The sequence below is a fragment of the Rhizobium sp. SRDI969 genome (assembly GCF_025152725.1).
In the GTDB taxonomy this organism is placed as follows: domain Bacteria; phylum Pseudomonadota; class Alphaproteobacteria; order Rhizobiales; family Rhizobiaceae; genus Rhizobium; species Rhizobium leguminosarum_I.
The window spans coordinates 4,249,735-4,264,859 of record NZ_CP104035.1 but is presented as its reverse complement, the minus strand read 5'-3'; the positions used below and the strand labels follow the sequence as shown (position 1 = coordinate 4,264,859).

Genomic DNA, 15,125 nt, shown 5'->3' with positions numbered 1-15,125 from the left:
TTGCCGCAGCTTTTGCGCGTTCCCCCCTTTCGCAAACGCAAAAAAAACTGTATGGACGCCCCAAACTAATAGGCGCGTCCTCTAGAGCGTGCGCCCCAGCATCAGAGATTTCACATATGTCACTTCGCAATATCGCGATCATCGCGCACGTTGACCATGGCAAGACGACCCTGGTGGATGAGCTTCTTAAGCAATCCGGCTCGTTCCGCGAAAATCAGCGTGTCGCTGAACGCGTGATGGACTCGAACGATCTCGAAAAAGAACGCGGCATCACCATTCTCGCCAAGGCGACCTCGGTGGAATGGAAGGGTGTCCGCATCAACATCGTCGACACTCCCGGCCATGCCGACTTCGGCGGTGAGGTCGAGCGCATTCTCTCGATGGTGGATGGCGCGATCGTTCTCGTCGACTCCTCTGAAGGCCCGATGCCGCAGACGAAGTTCGTTGTCTCGAAGGCGTTGAAGGTCGGTCTTCGTCCGATTGTCGCGATCAACAAGATCGACCGTCCGGATGGCCGCCACGAAGAAGTCATCAACGAAGTTTTCGATCTTTTCGCCAATCTCGACGCCACCGACGAGCAGCTCGACTTCCCGATCCTCTACGGTTCCGGCCGCGACGGCTGGATGAACGTCAATCCGGAAGGCCCGAAGGATCAGGGTCTTGCGCCGCTTCTCGACCTGGTGCTCAAGCACGTTCCGGAGCCGACCGTCCACGAAGGTCCGTTCACGATGATCGGTACCATCCTCGAAGCCAACCCCTTCCTCGGCCGCATCATCACCGGTCGCATCAATTCCGGTTCCATCAAGCCGAACCAGGCCGTAAAGGTTCTCCACGCCGACGGCAAGACGATCGAAACCGGCCGTATTTCCAAGATCCTCGCCTTCCGCGGCATCGAGCGCACGGCGATCGACGAAGCGCATCAGGGCGATATTGTTGCGATCGCCGGCCTTTCCAAGGGCACGGTCGCCGACACCTTCTGCGATCCCTCGGTCACCGAGCCGCTGCAGGCGCAGCCGATCGATCCGCCGACCGTCACCATGTCCTTCATCGTCAACGACAGCCCGCTGGCGGGCACCGAAGGCGACAAGGTGACCTCACGTGTCATCCGCGACCGTCTCTTCAAGGAAGCGGAAGGCAACGTCGCCCTGAAGATCGAAGAAGCCGAAGGCAAGGATTCGTTCTACGTGTCCGGCCGTGGCGAACTTCAGCTCGCCGTTCTCATCGAGACCATGCGTCGCGAAGGCTTCGAGCTTGCCGTGTCGCGTCCGCGCGTCGTGATGCACAAGGATGAAAACGGCCAGCTTCTGGAGCCGATCGAGGAGGTCGTCGTCGACGTCGACGAAGAACATTCCGGTGTCGTCGTGCAGAAGATGTCCGAGCGCAAGGCCGAAATGGTCGAGCTGCGCCCGTCGGGCGGTAACCGTCTTCGCCTGCGTTTCTACGCACCGACCCGCGGCCTGATCGGCTACCAGTCGGAGCTGCTGACGGATACGCGCGGCACGGCGATCATGAACCGCCTGTTCCACGACTACCAGCCCTACAAGGGTGTGATCGGTGGCCGCGTCAACGGCGTGCTGCTCGCCAACGCTCCCGGCGAAGCCGTCGCCTATGCGATGTTCAACTTGGAAGATCGCGGCCCGATGATCATCGAGCCGGGCGAAAAGGTCTATGCCGGCATGATCATCGGCATCCATTCGCGTGACAACGACCTTGAAGTCAACGTGTTGAAGGGCAAGCAGCTCACCAACATCCGCGCCGCCGGCAAGGACGAAGCGGTGAAGCTGACGCCGCCGATCCGCATGACGCTTGATCGCGCGCTCTCCTGGATTCAGGATGACGAGCTGATGGAAGTGACACCGAAGAATATTCGTCTGCGGAAGATGTATCTCGACGCAAACGATCGCAAGCGTTTCGAAAAGACGAAGGCGGCTCTCTGAGCGCCATTCAAGTGCTGCAGCGTTTTGGGCTTCCGAAAAGAGGCGCGGCGCTGGAGAGAAATCCTTAAAAACCCCGGCCTTCGCGCCGGGGTTTTTTATTGTGCGCCGCGTCGATTCCGTCTTGTGACAATCGTTAAAAAAGCGTTAACTTTTGATCGTCGTCCACATATCAAGTCTGTGGGCAATCAACCGGGATGCGACATCGCATATGGTTAATTGCCTCTAGCGGGACCAGAGTAAACGTTATGAAGACGTTGTCGATCGATGTCCGGCGGGCCGAGCCGCAAGACGCCCGAGCCATATCGGAAACACACAGGCTTGCCTGGCAACACACCTATGCCGGCATCATTCCCCACCGCGCACTGACGCAGATGATCGAGCGGCGCGGCGAAAGCTGGTGGCGCAAGGCAACGCGCGGACCGGCGACGCTGCTGGTTCTCGATGTTGCCGGCACGGTTGCCGGCTACGCGACGCTCGGCCTCAACCGTGCCCGCGCTCTGCCGCAAGAAGGTGAAATTTACGAGCTTTATCTGCGGCCCGAGTATCAGGGCATCGGCCTTGGCAGGATGCTGTTCGGCGAGGCGCGCCGGCTCTTGAAGTCGCTCGGCTGCAACGGGCTTGTCGTCTGGTGCCTCGAGGAAAACGAGACCGCCAGCCACTTTTATCGCCATCATGGCGGCGTCGATTTCTGCGAAGGCATGGAAAGTTTCGACCACAGGCAATTGAAGAAGATCGGCTTCATCTGGAGCTGAACGGCCATTCAAAGTGCCACAGCGTCCTTGGCGCGTCTGAAAAGACGGGCGGCGCTCGAGTCGACGCTCCACTATCTCCTATTGGAAACTTTTGATGTGAATGTGCGCCGCTGCAGTCGAGCATTGGCGCTGTGCGATGTTGCGTTGCCACATGAAACTGATTATCTGGCTGCCGGCACATTCAACCTTGCGGGAGTTTCTTATGCGCATCGACGCTATTGCAATCGGTCATAATCCACCTGAGGACGTCAACGTTATCGTCGAGGTTCCGGTCGGCGGTCATCCCATCAAGTATGAGATGGACAAGGAAGCCGGCACGCTGGTGGTCGATCGTTTCCTCTATACGCCGATGACCTATCCCGGCAATTATGGTTTCGTGCCGCACACGCTGTCGGAAGACGGCGACCCGATCGATGTGCTGATCGCCAGCACCCGCCCGCTGGTTCCCGGCTGCGTCATCAACGTGCGCCCGATCGGCGTCCTGAAAATGGAAGACAATTCCGGCAAGGACGAGAAGATCATTGCCGTGCCGTCGCCGAAGCTGACGCTGCGCTATGAGAAGGTGAAGGACTTCACCGATCTTCCCGAGATCACGCTGAAGCAGATCGAGCACTTCTTCCAGCACTACAAGGATCTGGAGCCCGGCAAGTGGGTGAAGATCTTCGGCTGGGGCGACTCTAGGGAAGCAGGCGAACTCATCCTCGAAGCTGTCGAGCGCGCCAAGAAAACGAAAGGCTGATCGCTCAGCCTAAAAACATCTCGAGCTTTTTTAGCAAATCCTCCGGATCGCCGTCGATCCGGAGGATTTTTTTGCGCGCGGTCTCACCCGAGACGAGGCTGATGCTGGATTTGGGAATGCGCAGGGATTTTGTGATCAAAAGGATAAGCGCCTTGTTGGCCTTGCCTTTCTCGGGCACTGATGTGACGCGTGCCTTCAGGAAGGCTTCGCCCTTGCCGTCGACCTCAATGCCGTCGAGAGCGTCGCGCCCGCCATTCGGGGTCAGCCGGACGGCGAGGCGCAGATGGTCATCGAAAAGGCTCCAGGGACGGCTCAAGCGACCAGCGGGTACAGCGTGGTCCAAAGCAGGGTGCGCAGGAAGAAGATGATCAGCAGCAGGATGATTGGCGAAATATCGATGCCACCAAGGTTCGGCAGCCGGCGGCGGATCGGCTTCAGCACCGGTTCGGTGACATTATACAGGAATGTGCCGACCGAATTGACGAACTGATTGCTGGAATTGATAACATTGAAGGCATAGAGCCAGGAAAAAATGGCACTGGCAATCAGGATCCAGGTGTAAATATTCAAAGCCAAATCAATGGTTTGAAACAGCGCAAACATCGTCGTCTCCAATTCGTTGTTGACAGACATGTAGACATTGGCGACTAAACGGGCAAGTGCCGTGTGGAAACGCACGGTGAATCTTGTTTAACGGGCGGCTTTGCAGCTATTCCGGCGCCCGTCTCCTCGGAAAACATCCATGTCGTTTTCGCCCACCGGAGATCGTTTTGCCGCGTTCCGGCATTCGTCCTACACGCGTTTCTTCTTCGCGCGCTTCCTGCTTTCCTTCTCGCAGCAGATCGTCAGCGTCGCGGTCGGCTGGCAGATGTACGATCAGACGGGCAGCGCGATCTATCTCGGTTTGATCGGTCTCGTGCAGTTCCTGCCGTCGCTGCTGCTCATCCTCGTCACCGGTTCGGTGGCCGACCGGTACAATCGCCGGGCGATCGCGGCTCTCTGCTCGCTGGTAAGCGCGCTCTGCACGCTGGCGCTGCTGGTTATGACTGTCATGGGGACCTTCACGCCCTTGCCTGTTTTCGCGGTGCTTCTGATCTTCGGTGTTGAACGCGCCTTCATGTCGCCGGCAGTGCAGTCGCTGGCGCCCAATCTCGTGCCGGAGCAGGCACTCTCCAATGCGATCGCCTGGAATTCGTCGTCCTGGCAGCTTGCGGCAATCACCGGCCCGGTGCTCGGCGGTCTGCTTTACGGCGTCAGTGCGTCGACTGCCTATACGGTGGCGGTGATCTTTTCCGTGCTCGGTGCCGCCCTTCTCTACATGATCCCGAAACCGGAGCAGAAGACGACGGGCGAGACCAAGAGCTGGGCGATGATCCTCGGCGGCTTCAGTTTCATCCGCGCCGAAAAGGTAGTGCTCGGGGCGATCTCGCTCGATCTCTTCGCCGTGCTGCTCGGCGGGGCGACGGCGCTGATGCCGATTTTTGCGCGCGATATCCTCACCCTCGGTCCCTGGGGGCTCGGACTGCTGCGCGCCGCACCGGGACTTGGCGCCATTGTCATGGCAGTCTTCCTTGCCGCCTATCCGCTCAAACATCGCGCCGGCATCTACATGTTCATCGGTGTCGCCCTGTTCGGCGTCGGAACGATCATCTTCGGCGTCTCGACCAATACCGAGGTCTCGATCGCGGCGTTGGCGCTGATGGGGGCGGCCGACATGGTGTCGGTCTATGTGCGCGAGAGCCTGATTGCGCTCTGGACGCCGGACCAGCTGCGCGGCCGTGTCAATGCGGTCAACATGGTCTTCGTCGGCGCTTCGAACGAGCTCGGGGAATTCCGGGCGGGCACGATGGCGGCGATCTTCGGCGCGGTGCCGGCGGTCGTCATCGGCGGGATCGGAACGCTTGTCGTGGCGGCGATCTGGGCATCGAGTTTCCCCAAACTGCGTGGGATCGATACGCTCGACGCGCCCACTGTATCGTCGGAATCGATTTAGAAACCGGTTATGCGCGAAGAGCGATAGAGGACGCCGCCTTCGCGGTTTTTCCCTCGAAGACGATGTCGAGGAATTCGGTGAGCCAGGCTCTCAGCGGCGCATCGAACAGCATGCGGCCTTCGAGATGTTCGCGTCCCTGCTGGGCGTTCGGCAGGATGAAGCGATGGGCGCCATGCACCACCCAGCGATGCATCATCACCCGGGTCAGTTCGGCGTGGAACTGCAGCCCCAGGCGTTGCCGTCGTAGCGGAAGGCCTGGTTCGGGTAGGCATCGCCTTCGGCGAGCAGATCGGCGCCGCGCGGCAGCTCAAAGCCCTCGCGATGGAAATGATAGACCATCTTCGGCCAGTGCATCAGCAGCCGGCCCCTCTCGGTCGGGTGCAGCGGATACCAGCCGATCTCGGTCGAGCCATCGGCATTCGACTGTACCTTGCCGCCGAGATGATGCACCAACATCTGCGCGCCGAGGCAGATGCCGAGGTAGGGGCGTTTTTCCCGGAGCGGGACGTCGATCCAGTCGATCTCCTTCTTGACGAAGTCATCGGAATCGTTGGCGCTCATCGGCCCGCCGAAGACGACGGCGCCGGCATGGTCTTCAAGTGTTGTCGGAAGCGGCTCGCCGAGAACCGGCCGACGGATATCGAGGCGGTAACCCTTTTCGACGAGCAATTGGCCGACGCGGCCGGGGCTCGACCGTTCCTGATGCAGGACGATGAGGATTGGGCGCTCGTCGCGGTTCGGGTTTTGCTCAGTCGGCATCATCTTGCGCAACCTGGACATCCGTCACCCTGGCGGCGGCCTCCTGCCGCTTCTGGATGCGCTCGCGCGAGGAGACGCCGAGCAGATCAGCGATACGCCAGATCACATGGTCTTCCATCTCGCTGCGTTCGCCATCGGCGTAGACGATGTCCCAGAGGACGCCGATCAGCTCGAGGCGTTGCTCGGTATTGAGATGGCGTTTCAGGTCGGCGGTGAAGCGATAATAGTCGACGGCGGAGCTTTCGGCCTCGAGGCCGGCTGCTATCAGAGCATCGAGCTGCTTGCCGTCTAGCGCATACTGCTCCTTCAGGAGCTTGCGCAGCCGCTTCTTCTCGCTGGTTTTGATCTGACCGTCGGCCTCCATGACCTGCATGCAGAGCGCTGCCACTGCGATGCGCGGATCATCGGGGGCAAAACCTTTCTTCGGGTGGTCGGCGGTGAGATTCTGGAAGAATGCCTGAAAGCGTTCGAACATGCGGTTTTCGTTCCATTTCAGAAAAGGCGGAGCCGTGTCTTGGGTTCCGGTTCCACCCTGGGATCGCGAACGCCGGGATCATCCGGCAATCCGCCAAAGAAAGGTTTTGTCTCGCTCGGCGCGGGCGGTTTATCGCCCGCGGTCGGTTCGGCTGGTTTCGGTTTGGCCGACGTCGATGCCGGCGTGGGGCGCACAGCCTCGGCAATCGTCGCGGCGCGTTCCAGCTCGATGATGCGATGGTCGTTGACGGGACTTTCCGGCCTGACGTCACGCAGCGGCGGCAATGTCTTCAAAGCCGTTTCGATCGAGGCCGGCGCCGAACCGTCTTCGAGCGGACCCTCGATCTGGCCGAAGGGCGCCTTCCATTCGAAGGCGTCGAGGCGGCCGGTCACGGGCGATACCGGCAGCCACTTGTCGGAGACGAAGCCGTCTGCCACCCAAGCCGGATCGCGCGGCGCCTTGAGCGCCTGGGCCAGCCAGTGGCGCACGCGGCCCTGGTCGCCGGTCTCGGCTTCTTCGATGTCGGCCAAAAGCAAGTAGGCGGCTTCACGCGGCTGCATGCGGGCCGCTGCCTCCGCCTTGGCGCGGGCCTTGGCGAATTCCTGCGCGTCGAGGGCTGCCTGGGCGACGACGAGAAGGGATTCGACATTGTTCGGGCGCTGCCCTTCCAGCCGCTCGGCACGCTTCAGCCGGTCGAGCGTGGAATCGCCGCTGCGGGCCCTGACATAGGCTTGGCCGATCTCGGGATGAGGCGCCGATTTCCATGCCTGTTCGAGGATCGAGGCGGCCTTGCGCACGCCGCCTTCGCGAAACAGCGCCTTTGCGGCAATGAGGGCTGCCGGAATGAAATCGGCGGCAAGCTTCAGCGCCTGCAGCGCGTCGTCGCGGGCACCGGTCGGGTTGCTTTCCAGCTTCTCGCCGGCGCGCGCCGTCAGGAGGACGGCGTGCAGACGGTTGGCTTCGGCCTTTTCGACGACGCGGGCAGCCTTCTGCTGCTCGAGCAGGCGGATCGCATCGTCCCAACGGCCGGCCTGGCTGCGATATTCGAGCGTCGCCTGTGCGGCCCAGGGAAGATAGGGCGCGTTGTCCGCAGCCTTTTCGGCATATTGGCGGGCGGCCTCGTTGGCCCCGAGACGGCGGGCTTCCAGATAGAGACCGCGCAGACCGAGCTCGCGCGTCTCGGGATCGTTGGCCATGGCCTCGAACTTGGCGCGCGCTTCGTCATGGCGACCTTCGATGAGGGCGGCCTGGGCCTCGAGCAGGTTGATCAGCGGTTCCTGATCGGCGCGAATGAGGCCGCGCGAGCGGGCCGCCATCTTGCGGGCAAGCAGCGCATTGCCGGCGCCCGCGGCGATCAGGCCGGTCGACAGTGCCTGATAACCGCGGTCCCGCTTGCGGGCGCGGAAATAACGCGTCACCGAGTGCGGCGAGGTCCAGACGATACGGACGAACCACCAGGCGATCATCACGGCAGCAATGAGAGCGATGATCGCGCTGGCGGCGACGATCAGCTTCGTCTGGTAGATCTGGCCCTCCCAGATCAGCGAGAGGTCGCCGGGACGATCGGCGAGCCAGGCGAAGCCAAGGGCGAGAAGCAATACGAAGAGGGCGAAGACGACAAGGCGGATCAGCATGGTCTTATCCTTCCTTGCCGGTGCCGGAAACCGCTTTCGACAGCGCCCCGCCAACCAGTTCCTCGACGCGGATGCGCGCTTCGAGCGATTGCTTGAAGGCGGCGGACGCCTGCTTGCCGGAAGCGGGCAGGCTGTTCCATTCGGCGGAGGCGCCTGGCAGGTCGCCGCTCTTCACCTTCTCCTCCATGCGGGCGGCAATGGCTTCGACGCTTTCGCCCTCGATGTTGCCGACGGGGCGGACGCTCACCAGCGACTTGGCGCTCGACATCAGCCGATCCGACCAGCTCTGGTTCGGGTCCGGCTGGTTGACGGCTTCAACGATCGCGGTGGCGACATCGGGAACCTCGCGCACCAGCTCGGTGCGTGAGGGAATGCCGGTCTCGGCAAAGGTTCTAAGGTCGGCGACGGCTGGATCGTCGGGTGCGACGCCGGCGAAGGTGTCGAGTTCGGCCAGGAACGGGCCACCGCGATCAATCGCCGCCTTCAGGGCGGCAGCCGCGATCGCCCGGGCAACGGCGACATCCTCGCGCGGCTCGTTCAGCTTCTTTTCGGCCTCTTCCAGGCGCTTGGTGATATCGGCGCCGTTCGTCGTCTGCTGCTCGGATGACTGGGCAAGCGTTGAGCGCAGCTGGTCGACCTGACCGGTCAGTTCCGCAATCTTCTGGTTGAGTGCCTCGACATTGGCAGCATCGGCCGGCGCACCGGCTGCGGGGGCCTTGGCAGTCGCTTCCAGCGCAGCAACGCGTTTCGCAAGCTCGCCGTTGTCCGCGCTCGCCGGATTGGCGGCAAGATTGGCGACGGTCTGTTTCAGGCCGTCGATCTGGCCGGCAAGATCGGCCGTCTCCGGCGATGTCGTCTGCGGCGTGGAGGAGCCAGGGAGGTAACCCGCATACTGGATGGCGCCGGCGCCAAGCAGCGCCACGAGGCCGCCAACGATGCCTGCGGCAATGAGGCCGGAGGTGCTGGCGCTCTTCGGCGCAGGCTGTTCGGGAGGAGAGGTGAAGGAAAGTTCTGGAACTGCCGGTTCCTCCGGCGCATCCATCACAGGCTTCTCTTCATCTTCGGCATGCGACGCAGTCTCGGTTTCGGGCGGCAGGCCCTCATCCGCGGCGGCGGTGCTGTCGGCCTCGCGAGTTTCATCGTCCACCGGTTTTTCGGTATCGGCTGCAGAGGCGAATTCCTGTGAATCGAGGTCGATCGTGACCGGCTCGTCGGCGCTCTTCGAATGGCGTGGCGGGTTTCCCGATACCATGAGGTCCTCTTTATCCTGCATTGCAACGAAACTAGACAGTGATGCCAGGTAAGGGAAGAGGTTAGATCAAATTTGGGTGGTTAGAGCCTTTCCTGGTCAGATTGCAGCATTCTGTTGGCTCAAACGGAGTCGGATGATCGACCGGCCGGCGCGCGTCGTAGCCCGGCTCTACGGCCAAGCCGGCCGGTCGATCAGCCGGCCCGTTTCAGCCAACCCGAAGGGCCGGGCATCTTTCCGCCAGGATCAGAGGCGATCGGCTCGGACGTACCAAAAGGTATGCCCTTCGCCAATCGCCTCTGCCCTGACGAAAACCTGCTCCGGCAGAATGCTTCAAGCTGACCAGGAAAGGCTCTAAAGCCTTCAAAGCAGCGACAAAAGGCTTTTCTCTTCCGGCATCGGCGAAATCTCGACGCTCTCTTTCAGAGCCGTCGGGATGGCTTGTGCCACCGCTTCGCTGAGACAGAGAAGGCGGATTCCACTGTGTTTCGGCCCGGCTGATAGGAGTTCCGGCATGCGAAAGAAATCCTCTGCCGTCTGGCGGGAATAGAAGAGAATGGCTTCCGGGTAGCCGCTAGCGAAGATAGCGCCGATCTCGGTGGGATCGGGGACGGCCGGTTGCATACGGTAGCATTCAGCGACGGAAAAATGGATGCCGAGTTCGCGCAATCTTCCTTCAAAAGTCTCGGCGCGCGGGGTGCCAGCGAGGTAGAGCAGCGTGCCCGGATTCTCCGCCACGACGAGATCGGCGAGATCGCGGCCGTTGCCCTGGGATGAAGCGACGGATCGGAAGCCGAGGCTGCGCGCCTCTTCCGCCGTCGTTTCGCCGACCGCAAAAAGCGGGCGGGCGAGATGCGGACGAAGTTTTTCGCCGAGTGCGGAGAGGACCCTGATGGCTTCGGCGCTCGTCACTGCGATTGCGCCACTGGTGATCGCGAGCGCGGCTGCTGCTGCGACGCTGTCGTGCAGCGGCTGACGCAGCGGCAGCAGCAAGGGCTCGTGGCCCAAATCGCGTAATCGTTGTGCGGTTCTAGTCGCCGAGTGCGCGGGGCGGGTGACGAGCACACGCATGGCCGCTTCAGTGCCAATCGTCGAAAAAGGCGCTGCCGGCTCTTGCGCGCACGTCCTGGCCGGCGCGGGTGCCGAGCGCTGCCGCATCGCGGCGGTGGCCGTCGGTCGTCACCGCATGCTGGCTGCGGCCGTCGGGAGTGATGATGAGGCCGGAGAACCGGATCAGGTCGCCTTCGCAGACAGCATAACCGCCGATCGGCGTGCGGCAGGAGCCGTCGAGGGCGGCGAGGAAGGCGCGTTCGCAGGAGACGGTGTCGAAGGTCGCGATATCGTTGACCGGCGCCAGCAGATCGTCGATCCTGGAATCGCCGATGCGGCTTTCGATGCAGATCGCTCCCTGCGCCGGCGCTGGCGGGAAGGTGTCGGGATCGAGGATATCGGTCAGCACATCGACCTTGCCGAGGCGTTTCAGGCCGGCAAGCGCCAGCAGGGTCGCATCCACCTCGCCCTCCTCGAGCTTGCGCAGGCGCGTTTCGACAAGGCCGCGGAAGGTGACGACATTGATATCCGGCCGCATGCGACGGATCAGCGCCTGGCGGCGGAGCGAGGAAGAGCCGACGGTGGCGCCATGCGGCAGATCGATCAGTTTGCGCGCGGTGCGGCCGATGACGGCGTCGCGGATATCTTCACGCGGCAGGTAGGCGGAGAGATAAAGCCCTTCGGGCAGCTTCGTCGCCATGTCCTTGGTGGAATGCACGGCGAAATCGAGCTCGCCGGCGGCAAGCTTCTGTTCGAGCTCTTCGGTGAACAGGCCCTTGCCGCCGATCTCGGCCAACGACCGGTCGGTGATGCGGTCGCCCTTGGTCGAGAGAACGACGATCTCGAACATGTCCTCGGGCAAATGATGCGCCGCCATCAGCCTGTCGCGGGCCTCATGCGCCTGGGCAAGCGCCAGCGGGCTGCCGCGCGTGCCGATCCGGAAAGGTTTTGTTTGCATCGGCTCTATTCCGTTGTTACCGGAGTTCTCGTAAACGGGTTTCCATCCCATCGCAATCAACGAACAGGCCTTATGGTTCCCTTTCTGCGCATCCTTGGCATCGAAACGAGCTGCGACGAGACCGCCGCGGCGGTCGTCGAGCGCGATGCGGAGGGGCATTCCAACGTGCTGTCGGATGTCGTGCTTTCCCAACTCGACGAGCATAGCGCCTATGGCGGCGTGGTGCCTGAGATCGCCGCCCGCGCCCATGTCGAAGCGCTGGACGAGCTGATCGAGGAGGCGCTGAAGCGCGCCAATGTGTCGCTCAACGATGTCGACGCCATCGCCGCCACGTCGGGGCCGGGGCTGATCGGCGGGCTGCTGGTGGGGTTGATGACCGGCAAGGCGATCGCCAGAGCCGCCGGCAAGCCGCTCTATGCGATCAACCATCTCGAAGGCCATGCGCTGACGGCGCGGCTGACGGACGGGCTTTCCTTTCCCTATCTGATGCTGCTCGTCTCCGGCGGCCATACCCAGCTGATCCTGGTGCGGGGCGTCGGGCAGTATGAGCGCTGGGGCACGACGATCGACGATGCGCTTGGCGAAGCCTTCGACAAGACGGCAAAGCTGCTCGGCCTGCCCTATCCCGGCGGCCCGGCGGTGGAGCGGATGGCGCGGGACGGCAATCCCGGTCGCTTCGACTTTCCGCGGCCGCTGGTCGGCGAGGCAAGGCTCGATTTTTCCTTCTCCGGCCTGAAGACGGCGGTGCGGCAGGCGGCGCAGGATATCGCGCCGCTCAGCGATCAGGACGTGGCTGACATTTGCGCCTCGTTCCAGAAGGCGGTTTCGCGGACGCTGAAAGACCGCATCGGCCGTGGTCTGCAGCGGTTCAAGACGGAATTTCCCGCGACATTGCGAGCGACTGGCCCAGCGACTGGCGAAAAGCCGGCGCTGGTCGTTGCCGGCGGTGTCGCCGCCAATCTCGAACTGCGCGGCACGCTGCAGGCGCTGTGCGACAAGAATGGTTTCCGCTTCATTGCACCGCCGCTGCACCTCTGTACCGACAATGCCGTGATGATCGCCTGGGCGGGGCTGGAGCGGATGGCGACCGGCGCCGCGCCGGATACGCTCGACGTCCAGCCGCGCTCGCGCTGGCCGCTCGATTCCAATGCGGAAACGCTGATCGGTTTCGGAAAACGAGGGGCCAAGGCATGAGCGAAACCATCGCCGTCGTCGGATCGGGGGCTTTCGGCACGGCGCTTGCGGCCGTCATCGCCCTTGCCGGCCGCAGCGCCGTGACACTCGTCGGGCGCGATCCGTCACTGATTGCCGATCTGAAGGCCGAACGGCTGCATGATGCGGCGCTGCCCGGCATTCTCCTGCCCGATACGCTGGAATTTTCCGCCGAGGCGGATGCAATCACTGGTGCCTCCATCGTGCTTTTTGCGATGCCGTCGCAGGCGCAGGCCGATGCGGCGCGGCAATACGGCCCCTACCTTGCCAAGGATGCCGTAGTCGTCACCTGCGCCAAGGGCATCGAACGAGCGACGGGCAATCTTCTGACCGACATGCTGGAACGGGAACTGCCGGACCATTCCGTCGCCGTGCTCTCGGGCCCGGGTTTTGCTGCCGATATCGCCAAGGGCCTGCCGACGGCGATGGCGATTGCGGCAGCCGACATGGAGACCGCGGAGCGCCTCGCTCAGGCCATATCGGGCCGGACCTTCCGGCTCTACGCTTCCAACGACCGGATCGGCGTGCAGCTTGGCGGCGCGCTGAAGAATGTGCTGGCGATCGCCTGCGGCATTGTCGAAGGCCGCGGCATCGGCGATTCCGCGCGTGCGGCGCTGATTGCGCGCGGGCTTGCGGAAATGTCGCGTTTCGTCGTCGCCAAGGGCGGGCAGGCGGACACGGTGCGCGGGCTTTCCGGCCTCGGCGATCTGGTGCTGACGGCGACGAGCCATCAATCGCGAAACCTGCGCTTCGGCATCGCACTCGGGCGCGGCGAAAAGACCGATCCGCTGCATGGCGCGCTGGTGGAAGGCGCGTTTGCTGCCTCCGTTGCCTCGCGGCTTGCGGCGGAATTGAAGGTCAGCATGCCGATCACCGATGCCGTTTCCGCCATCATCGACGGCAAGCTCGATATATCAGAGGCGATAGAGCAGCTGATGACGCGTCCGATCACCACCGAATAGGAGACAGACATGCTTTTCGCCCTTCTCTGCAAGGACAAACCGGGACACCTGAACGTGCGCATGGATACGCGCCCGACGCATATCGAGCATCTGAACAAGCTGAATGCCGAGGGCACGCTGAAGATCGCCGGCCCGTTTCTCGATGACGACGGCAAACCCTGCGGCAGCCTGATCGTCGTCGAAGCGGAATCGAAAGAGGCGGCGCGTGCGCTTGCCGATGCCGACCCTTACGCCAAAGCCGGACTATTCGAAAGCGTCGACGTCAAGGCCTACAACTGGGTCTTCAACAAACCGGAGGCGTGACATGGCGCACTGGCTCTATAAATCCGAACCCGCCTCCTGGTCCTGGGAGCAGCAGAAGGCTGCCGGCGAAAAGGGCACGGAATGGACCGGCGTCCGCAACTATCTGGCGCGCAACAATATGCGGGCGATGCAGATCGGCGACAAAGGCTTCTTCTATCATTCCAATGACGGGCTGGAGATCGTCGGCATCGTCGAAGTCTGCGCCCTGTCGCATCCCGATTCTTCCGCCAAGGGCGATCCGAAGTGGGATTGCGTCGATATCCGCGCCGTCATGGACGTGCCGAAGCCGGTGACGTTGAAGGACGTCAAGGCGAGCGAGAAGCTCGCCAAGATGGCGCTCGTCACCTCGATGCGGCTTTCGGTGCAGCCGGTCACCGAGGAAGAATATCTCGAAGTCTGCCGGATGGGCGGACTGGACAATCCGCCGCGTTGAAGACCGATCCGCAAGCTTTCATCCGCGCCAATACCAGCCTGATGCCGCCGCCGCATGTGCCGGAGATTTCGCTCTATATGGCAAGCGAGGCGCATGAGCTCTGGCTGAAGACGGAGGGGGAACTGGAGGCGATCGGCCTGCCGCCGCCCTTCTGGGCTTTTGCCTGGGCGGGCGGCCAGGGGCTGGCGCGCTACATCCTCGATCATCCCGAGACCGTGCGCGGCAAGCGCGTGCTCGATTTCGCCAGCGGTTCCGGCCTTGTCGGCATTGCGGCTGTGATGGCCGGTGCCCGGGAGGTCATGGCTGGCGATATCGATCCCTGGGCGGAGACGGCAGTCCGGCTGAATGCCGAGGCCAATCGCGTCTCGCTCGGATTTACCGGCGCCGATCTGATCGGGCGGGCGGTCGATGCGGATATCGTACTTGCCGGCGACGTCTTCTACGATCGCGCTTTCGCCGATGCGCTCGTTCCCTGGTTCGCGAAGCTGGCAGCCGACGGCAAGCGGGTGCTGGTCGGTGACCCCGGACGCAGTTACCTGCCGCGGGATCGGTTGGAATTCTGCGCGGTTTATGAGGTGCCGGTAACGCGGGCGCTGGAGGACAGCGAAATCAAGAAGACGACAGTGTGGCGGTTCACTCCCTAAGTCCGATCGACATTCAGGATTCGAT

16 protein-coding genes and 1 pseudogene are annotated in these 15,125 nt (G+C 62.7%); 9 read left to right on the top strand and 8 right to left on the bottom strand.

Features of this window, described 5'->3' with window-relative positions; genetic code table 11:
- The first annotated feature begins 116 nt into the window (after nt 1-116).
- From typA to ppa, 3 genes are all read left to right on the top strand, one after another.
- Nucleotides 117-1,937, top strand: coding sequence for a translational GTPase TypA (gene typA, locus N2A41_RS21115; RefSeq protein ID WP_017966219.1), 1,821 nt, complete (start codon nt 117-119; stop codon nt 1,935-1,937).
- Between the two features lie 245 nt (nt 1,938-2,182).
- Nucleotides 2,183-2,689 (top strand): GNAT family N-acetyltransferase, encoded by a 507-nt coding sequence (locus tag N2A41_RS21110; protein ID WP_017966220.1) that lies wholly within the window; start codon nt 2,183-2,185, stop codon nt 2,687-2,689.
- Nucleotides 2,690-2,891: 202 nt separating this feature from the next.
- Nucleotides 2,892-3,428, top strand: a complete 537-nt coding sequence (gene ppa / locus N2A41_RS21105) for an inorganic diphosphatase (protein WP_026154361.1) — start codon at nt 2,892-2,894, stop codon at nt 3,426-3,428.
- 4 nt (nt 3,429-3,432) lie between these two features.
- Here the strand turns inward: ppa and N2A41_RS21100 are convergent, their stop codons facing one another.
- Both N2A41_RS21100 and N2A41_RS21095 read right to left on the bottom strand, forming a co-directional pair.
- Nucleotides 3,433-3,744: a DUF167 domain-containing protein gene (locus tag N2A41_RS21100; RefSeq protein WP_260109635.1), complete on the bottom strand. Its 312-nt coding sequence runs from the start codon at nt 3,742-3,744 to the stop codon at nt 3,433-3,435.
- The gene (locus tag N2A41_RS21095) at nt 3,741-4,031 is read right to left on the bottom strand and encodes a YggT family protein (protein WP_025396317.1); all 291 of its coding nucleotides are present in this window, start codon (nt 4,029-4,031) and stop codon (nt 3,741-3,743) included. The genes N2A41_RS21100 and N2A41_RS21095 overlap by 4 nt, the downstream gene beginning before the upstream one ends.
- A gap of 139 nt (nt 4,032-4,170) precedes the next feature.
- Here N2A41_RS21095 and N2A41_RS21090 point away from each other — a divergent pair, with 139 nt between their 5' ends.
- Nucleotides 4,171-5,421, top strand: a complete 1,251-nt coding sequence (locus N2A41_RS21090; RefSeq protein WP_222292867.1) for an MFS transporter — start codon at nt 4,171-4,173, stop codon at nt 5,419-5,421.
- Between the two features lie 7 nt (nt 5,422-5,428).
- Here N2A41_RS21090 and N2A41_RS21085 read toward each other — a convergent pair.
- The 6 genes and pseudogenes from N2A41_RS21085 to hemC all read right to left on the bottom strand — a co-directional run bounded on the left by N2A41_RS21085 (nt 5,429) and on the right by hemC (nt 11,546).
- Nucleotides 5,429-6,201, bottom strand: a pseudogene (locus tag N2A41_RS21085) (glutamine amidotransferase).
- Nucleotides 6,170-6,655, bottom strand: a complete 486-nt coding sequence (locus tag N2A41_RS21080; RefSeq protein ID WP_017966226.1) for a TerB family tellurite resistance protein — start codon at nt 6,653-6,655, stop codon at nt 6,170-6,172. Before N2A41_RS21080 ends, N2A41_RS21085 begins: the two are co-directional and overlap by 32 nt.
- Nucleotides 6,656-6,672: 17 nt before the next feature.
- On the bottom strand, nt 6,673-8,289 hold the full coding sequence (locus N2A41_RS21075; RefSeq protein ID WP_260109634.1) for a heme biosynthesis protein HemY: 1,617 nt from the start codon (nt 8,287-8,289) through the stop codon (nt 6,673-6,675).
- Between the two features lie 4 nt (nt 8,290-8,293).
- Nucleotides 8,294-9,562 carry a hypothetical protein gene (locus N2A41_RS21070; protein WP_260109633.1) on the bottom strand — a complete coding sequence of 423 codons (1,269 nt, stop codon included), beginning with the start codon at nt 9,560-9,562 and terminating at the stop codon, nt 8,294-8,296.
- 339 nt (nt 9,563-9,901) lie between these two features.
- A complete protein-coding gene (locus tag N2A41_RS21065; RefSeq protein WP_260109632.1) occupies nt 9,902-10,609 on the bottom strand; it encodes a uroporphyrinogen-III synthase in 708 nt (235 codons plus the stop codon).
- A gap of 7 nt (nt 10,610-10,616) precedes the next feature.
- Nucleotides 10,617-11,546: a hydroxymethylbilane synthase gene (gene hemC, locus N2A41_RS21060; RefSeq protein WP_260109630.1), complete on the bottom strand. Its 930-nt coding sequence runs from the start codon at nt 11,544-11,546 to the stop codon at nt 10,617-10,619.
- Nucleotides 11,547-11,618: 72 nt separating this feature from the next.
- On the opposite strand from hemC, the gene tsaD reads away from it, so the two are divergent.
- From tsaD to N2A41_RS21035, 5 genes are read left to right on the top strand one after another with little or no spacing between them, the layout of a single operon-like run.
- The gene (gene tsaD / locus N2A41_RS21055) at nt 11,619-12,740 is read left to right on the top strand and encodes a tRNA (adenosine(37)-N6)-threonylcarbamoyltransferase complex transferase subunit TsaD (protein ID WP_222384434.1); all 1,122 of its coding nucleotides are present in this window, start codon (nt 11,619-11,621) and stop codon (nt 12,738-12,740) included.
- Nucleotides 12,737-13,720: an NAD(P)H-dependent glycerol-3-phosphate dehydrogenase gene (locus N2A41_RS21050; RefSeq protein ID WP_162116875.1), complete on the top strand. Its 984-nt coding sequence runs from the start codon at nt 12,737-12,739 to the stop codon at nt 13,718-13,720. Before tsaD ends, N2A41_RS21050 begins: the two co-directional genes overlap by 4 nt.
- A gap of 9 nt (nt 13,721-13,729) precedes the next feature.
- Nucleotides 13,730-14,023: a YciI-like protein gene (locus tag N2A41_RS21045; protein WP_170278702.1), complete on the top strand. Its 294-nt coding sequence runs from the start codon at nt 13,730-13,732 to the stop codon at nt 14,021-14,023.
- Between the two features lies 1 nt (nt 14,024).
- Nucleotides 14,025-14,456, top strand: coding sequence for an EVE domain-containing protein (locus tag N2A41_RS21040; protein WP_003543603.1), 432 nt, complete (start codon nt 14,025-14,027; stop codon nt 14,454-14,456).
- Nucleotides 14,453-15,100: a class I SAM-dependent methyltransferase gene (locus tag N2A41_RS21035; RefSeq protein WP_222279739.1), complete on the top strand. Its 648-nt coding sequence runs from the start codon at nt 14,453-14,455 to the stop codon at nt 15,098-15,100. The genes N2A41_RS21040 and N2A41_RS21035 overlap by 4 nt, the downstream gene beginning before the upstream one ends.
- Nucleotides 15,101-15,125: the final 25 nt, after the last annotated feature.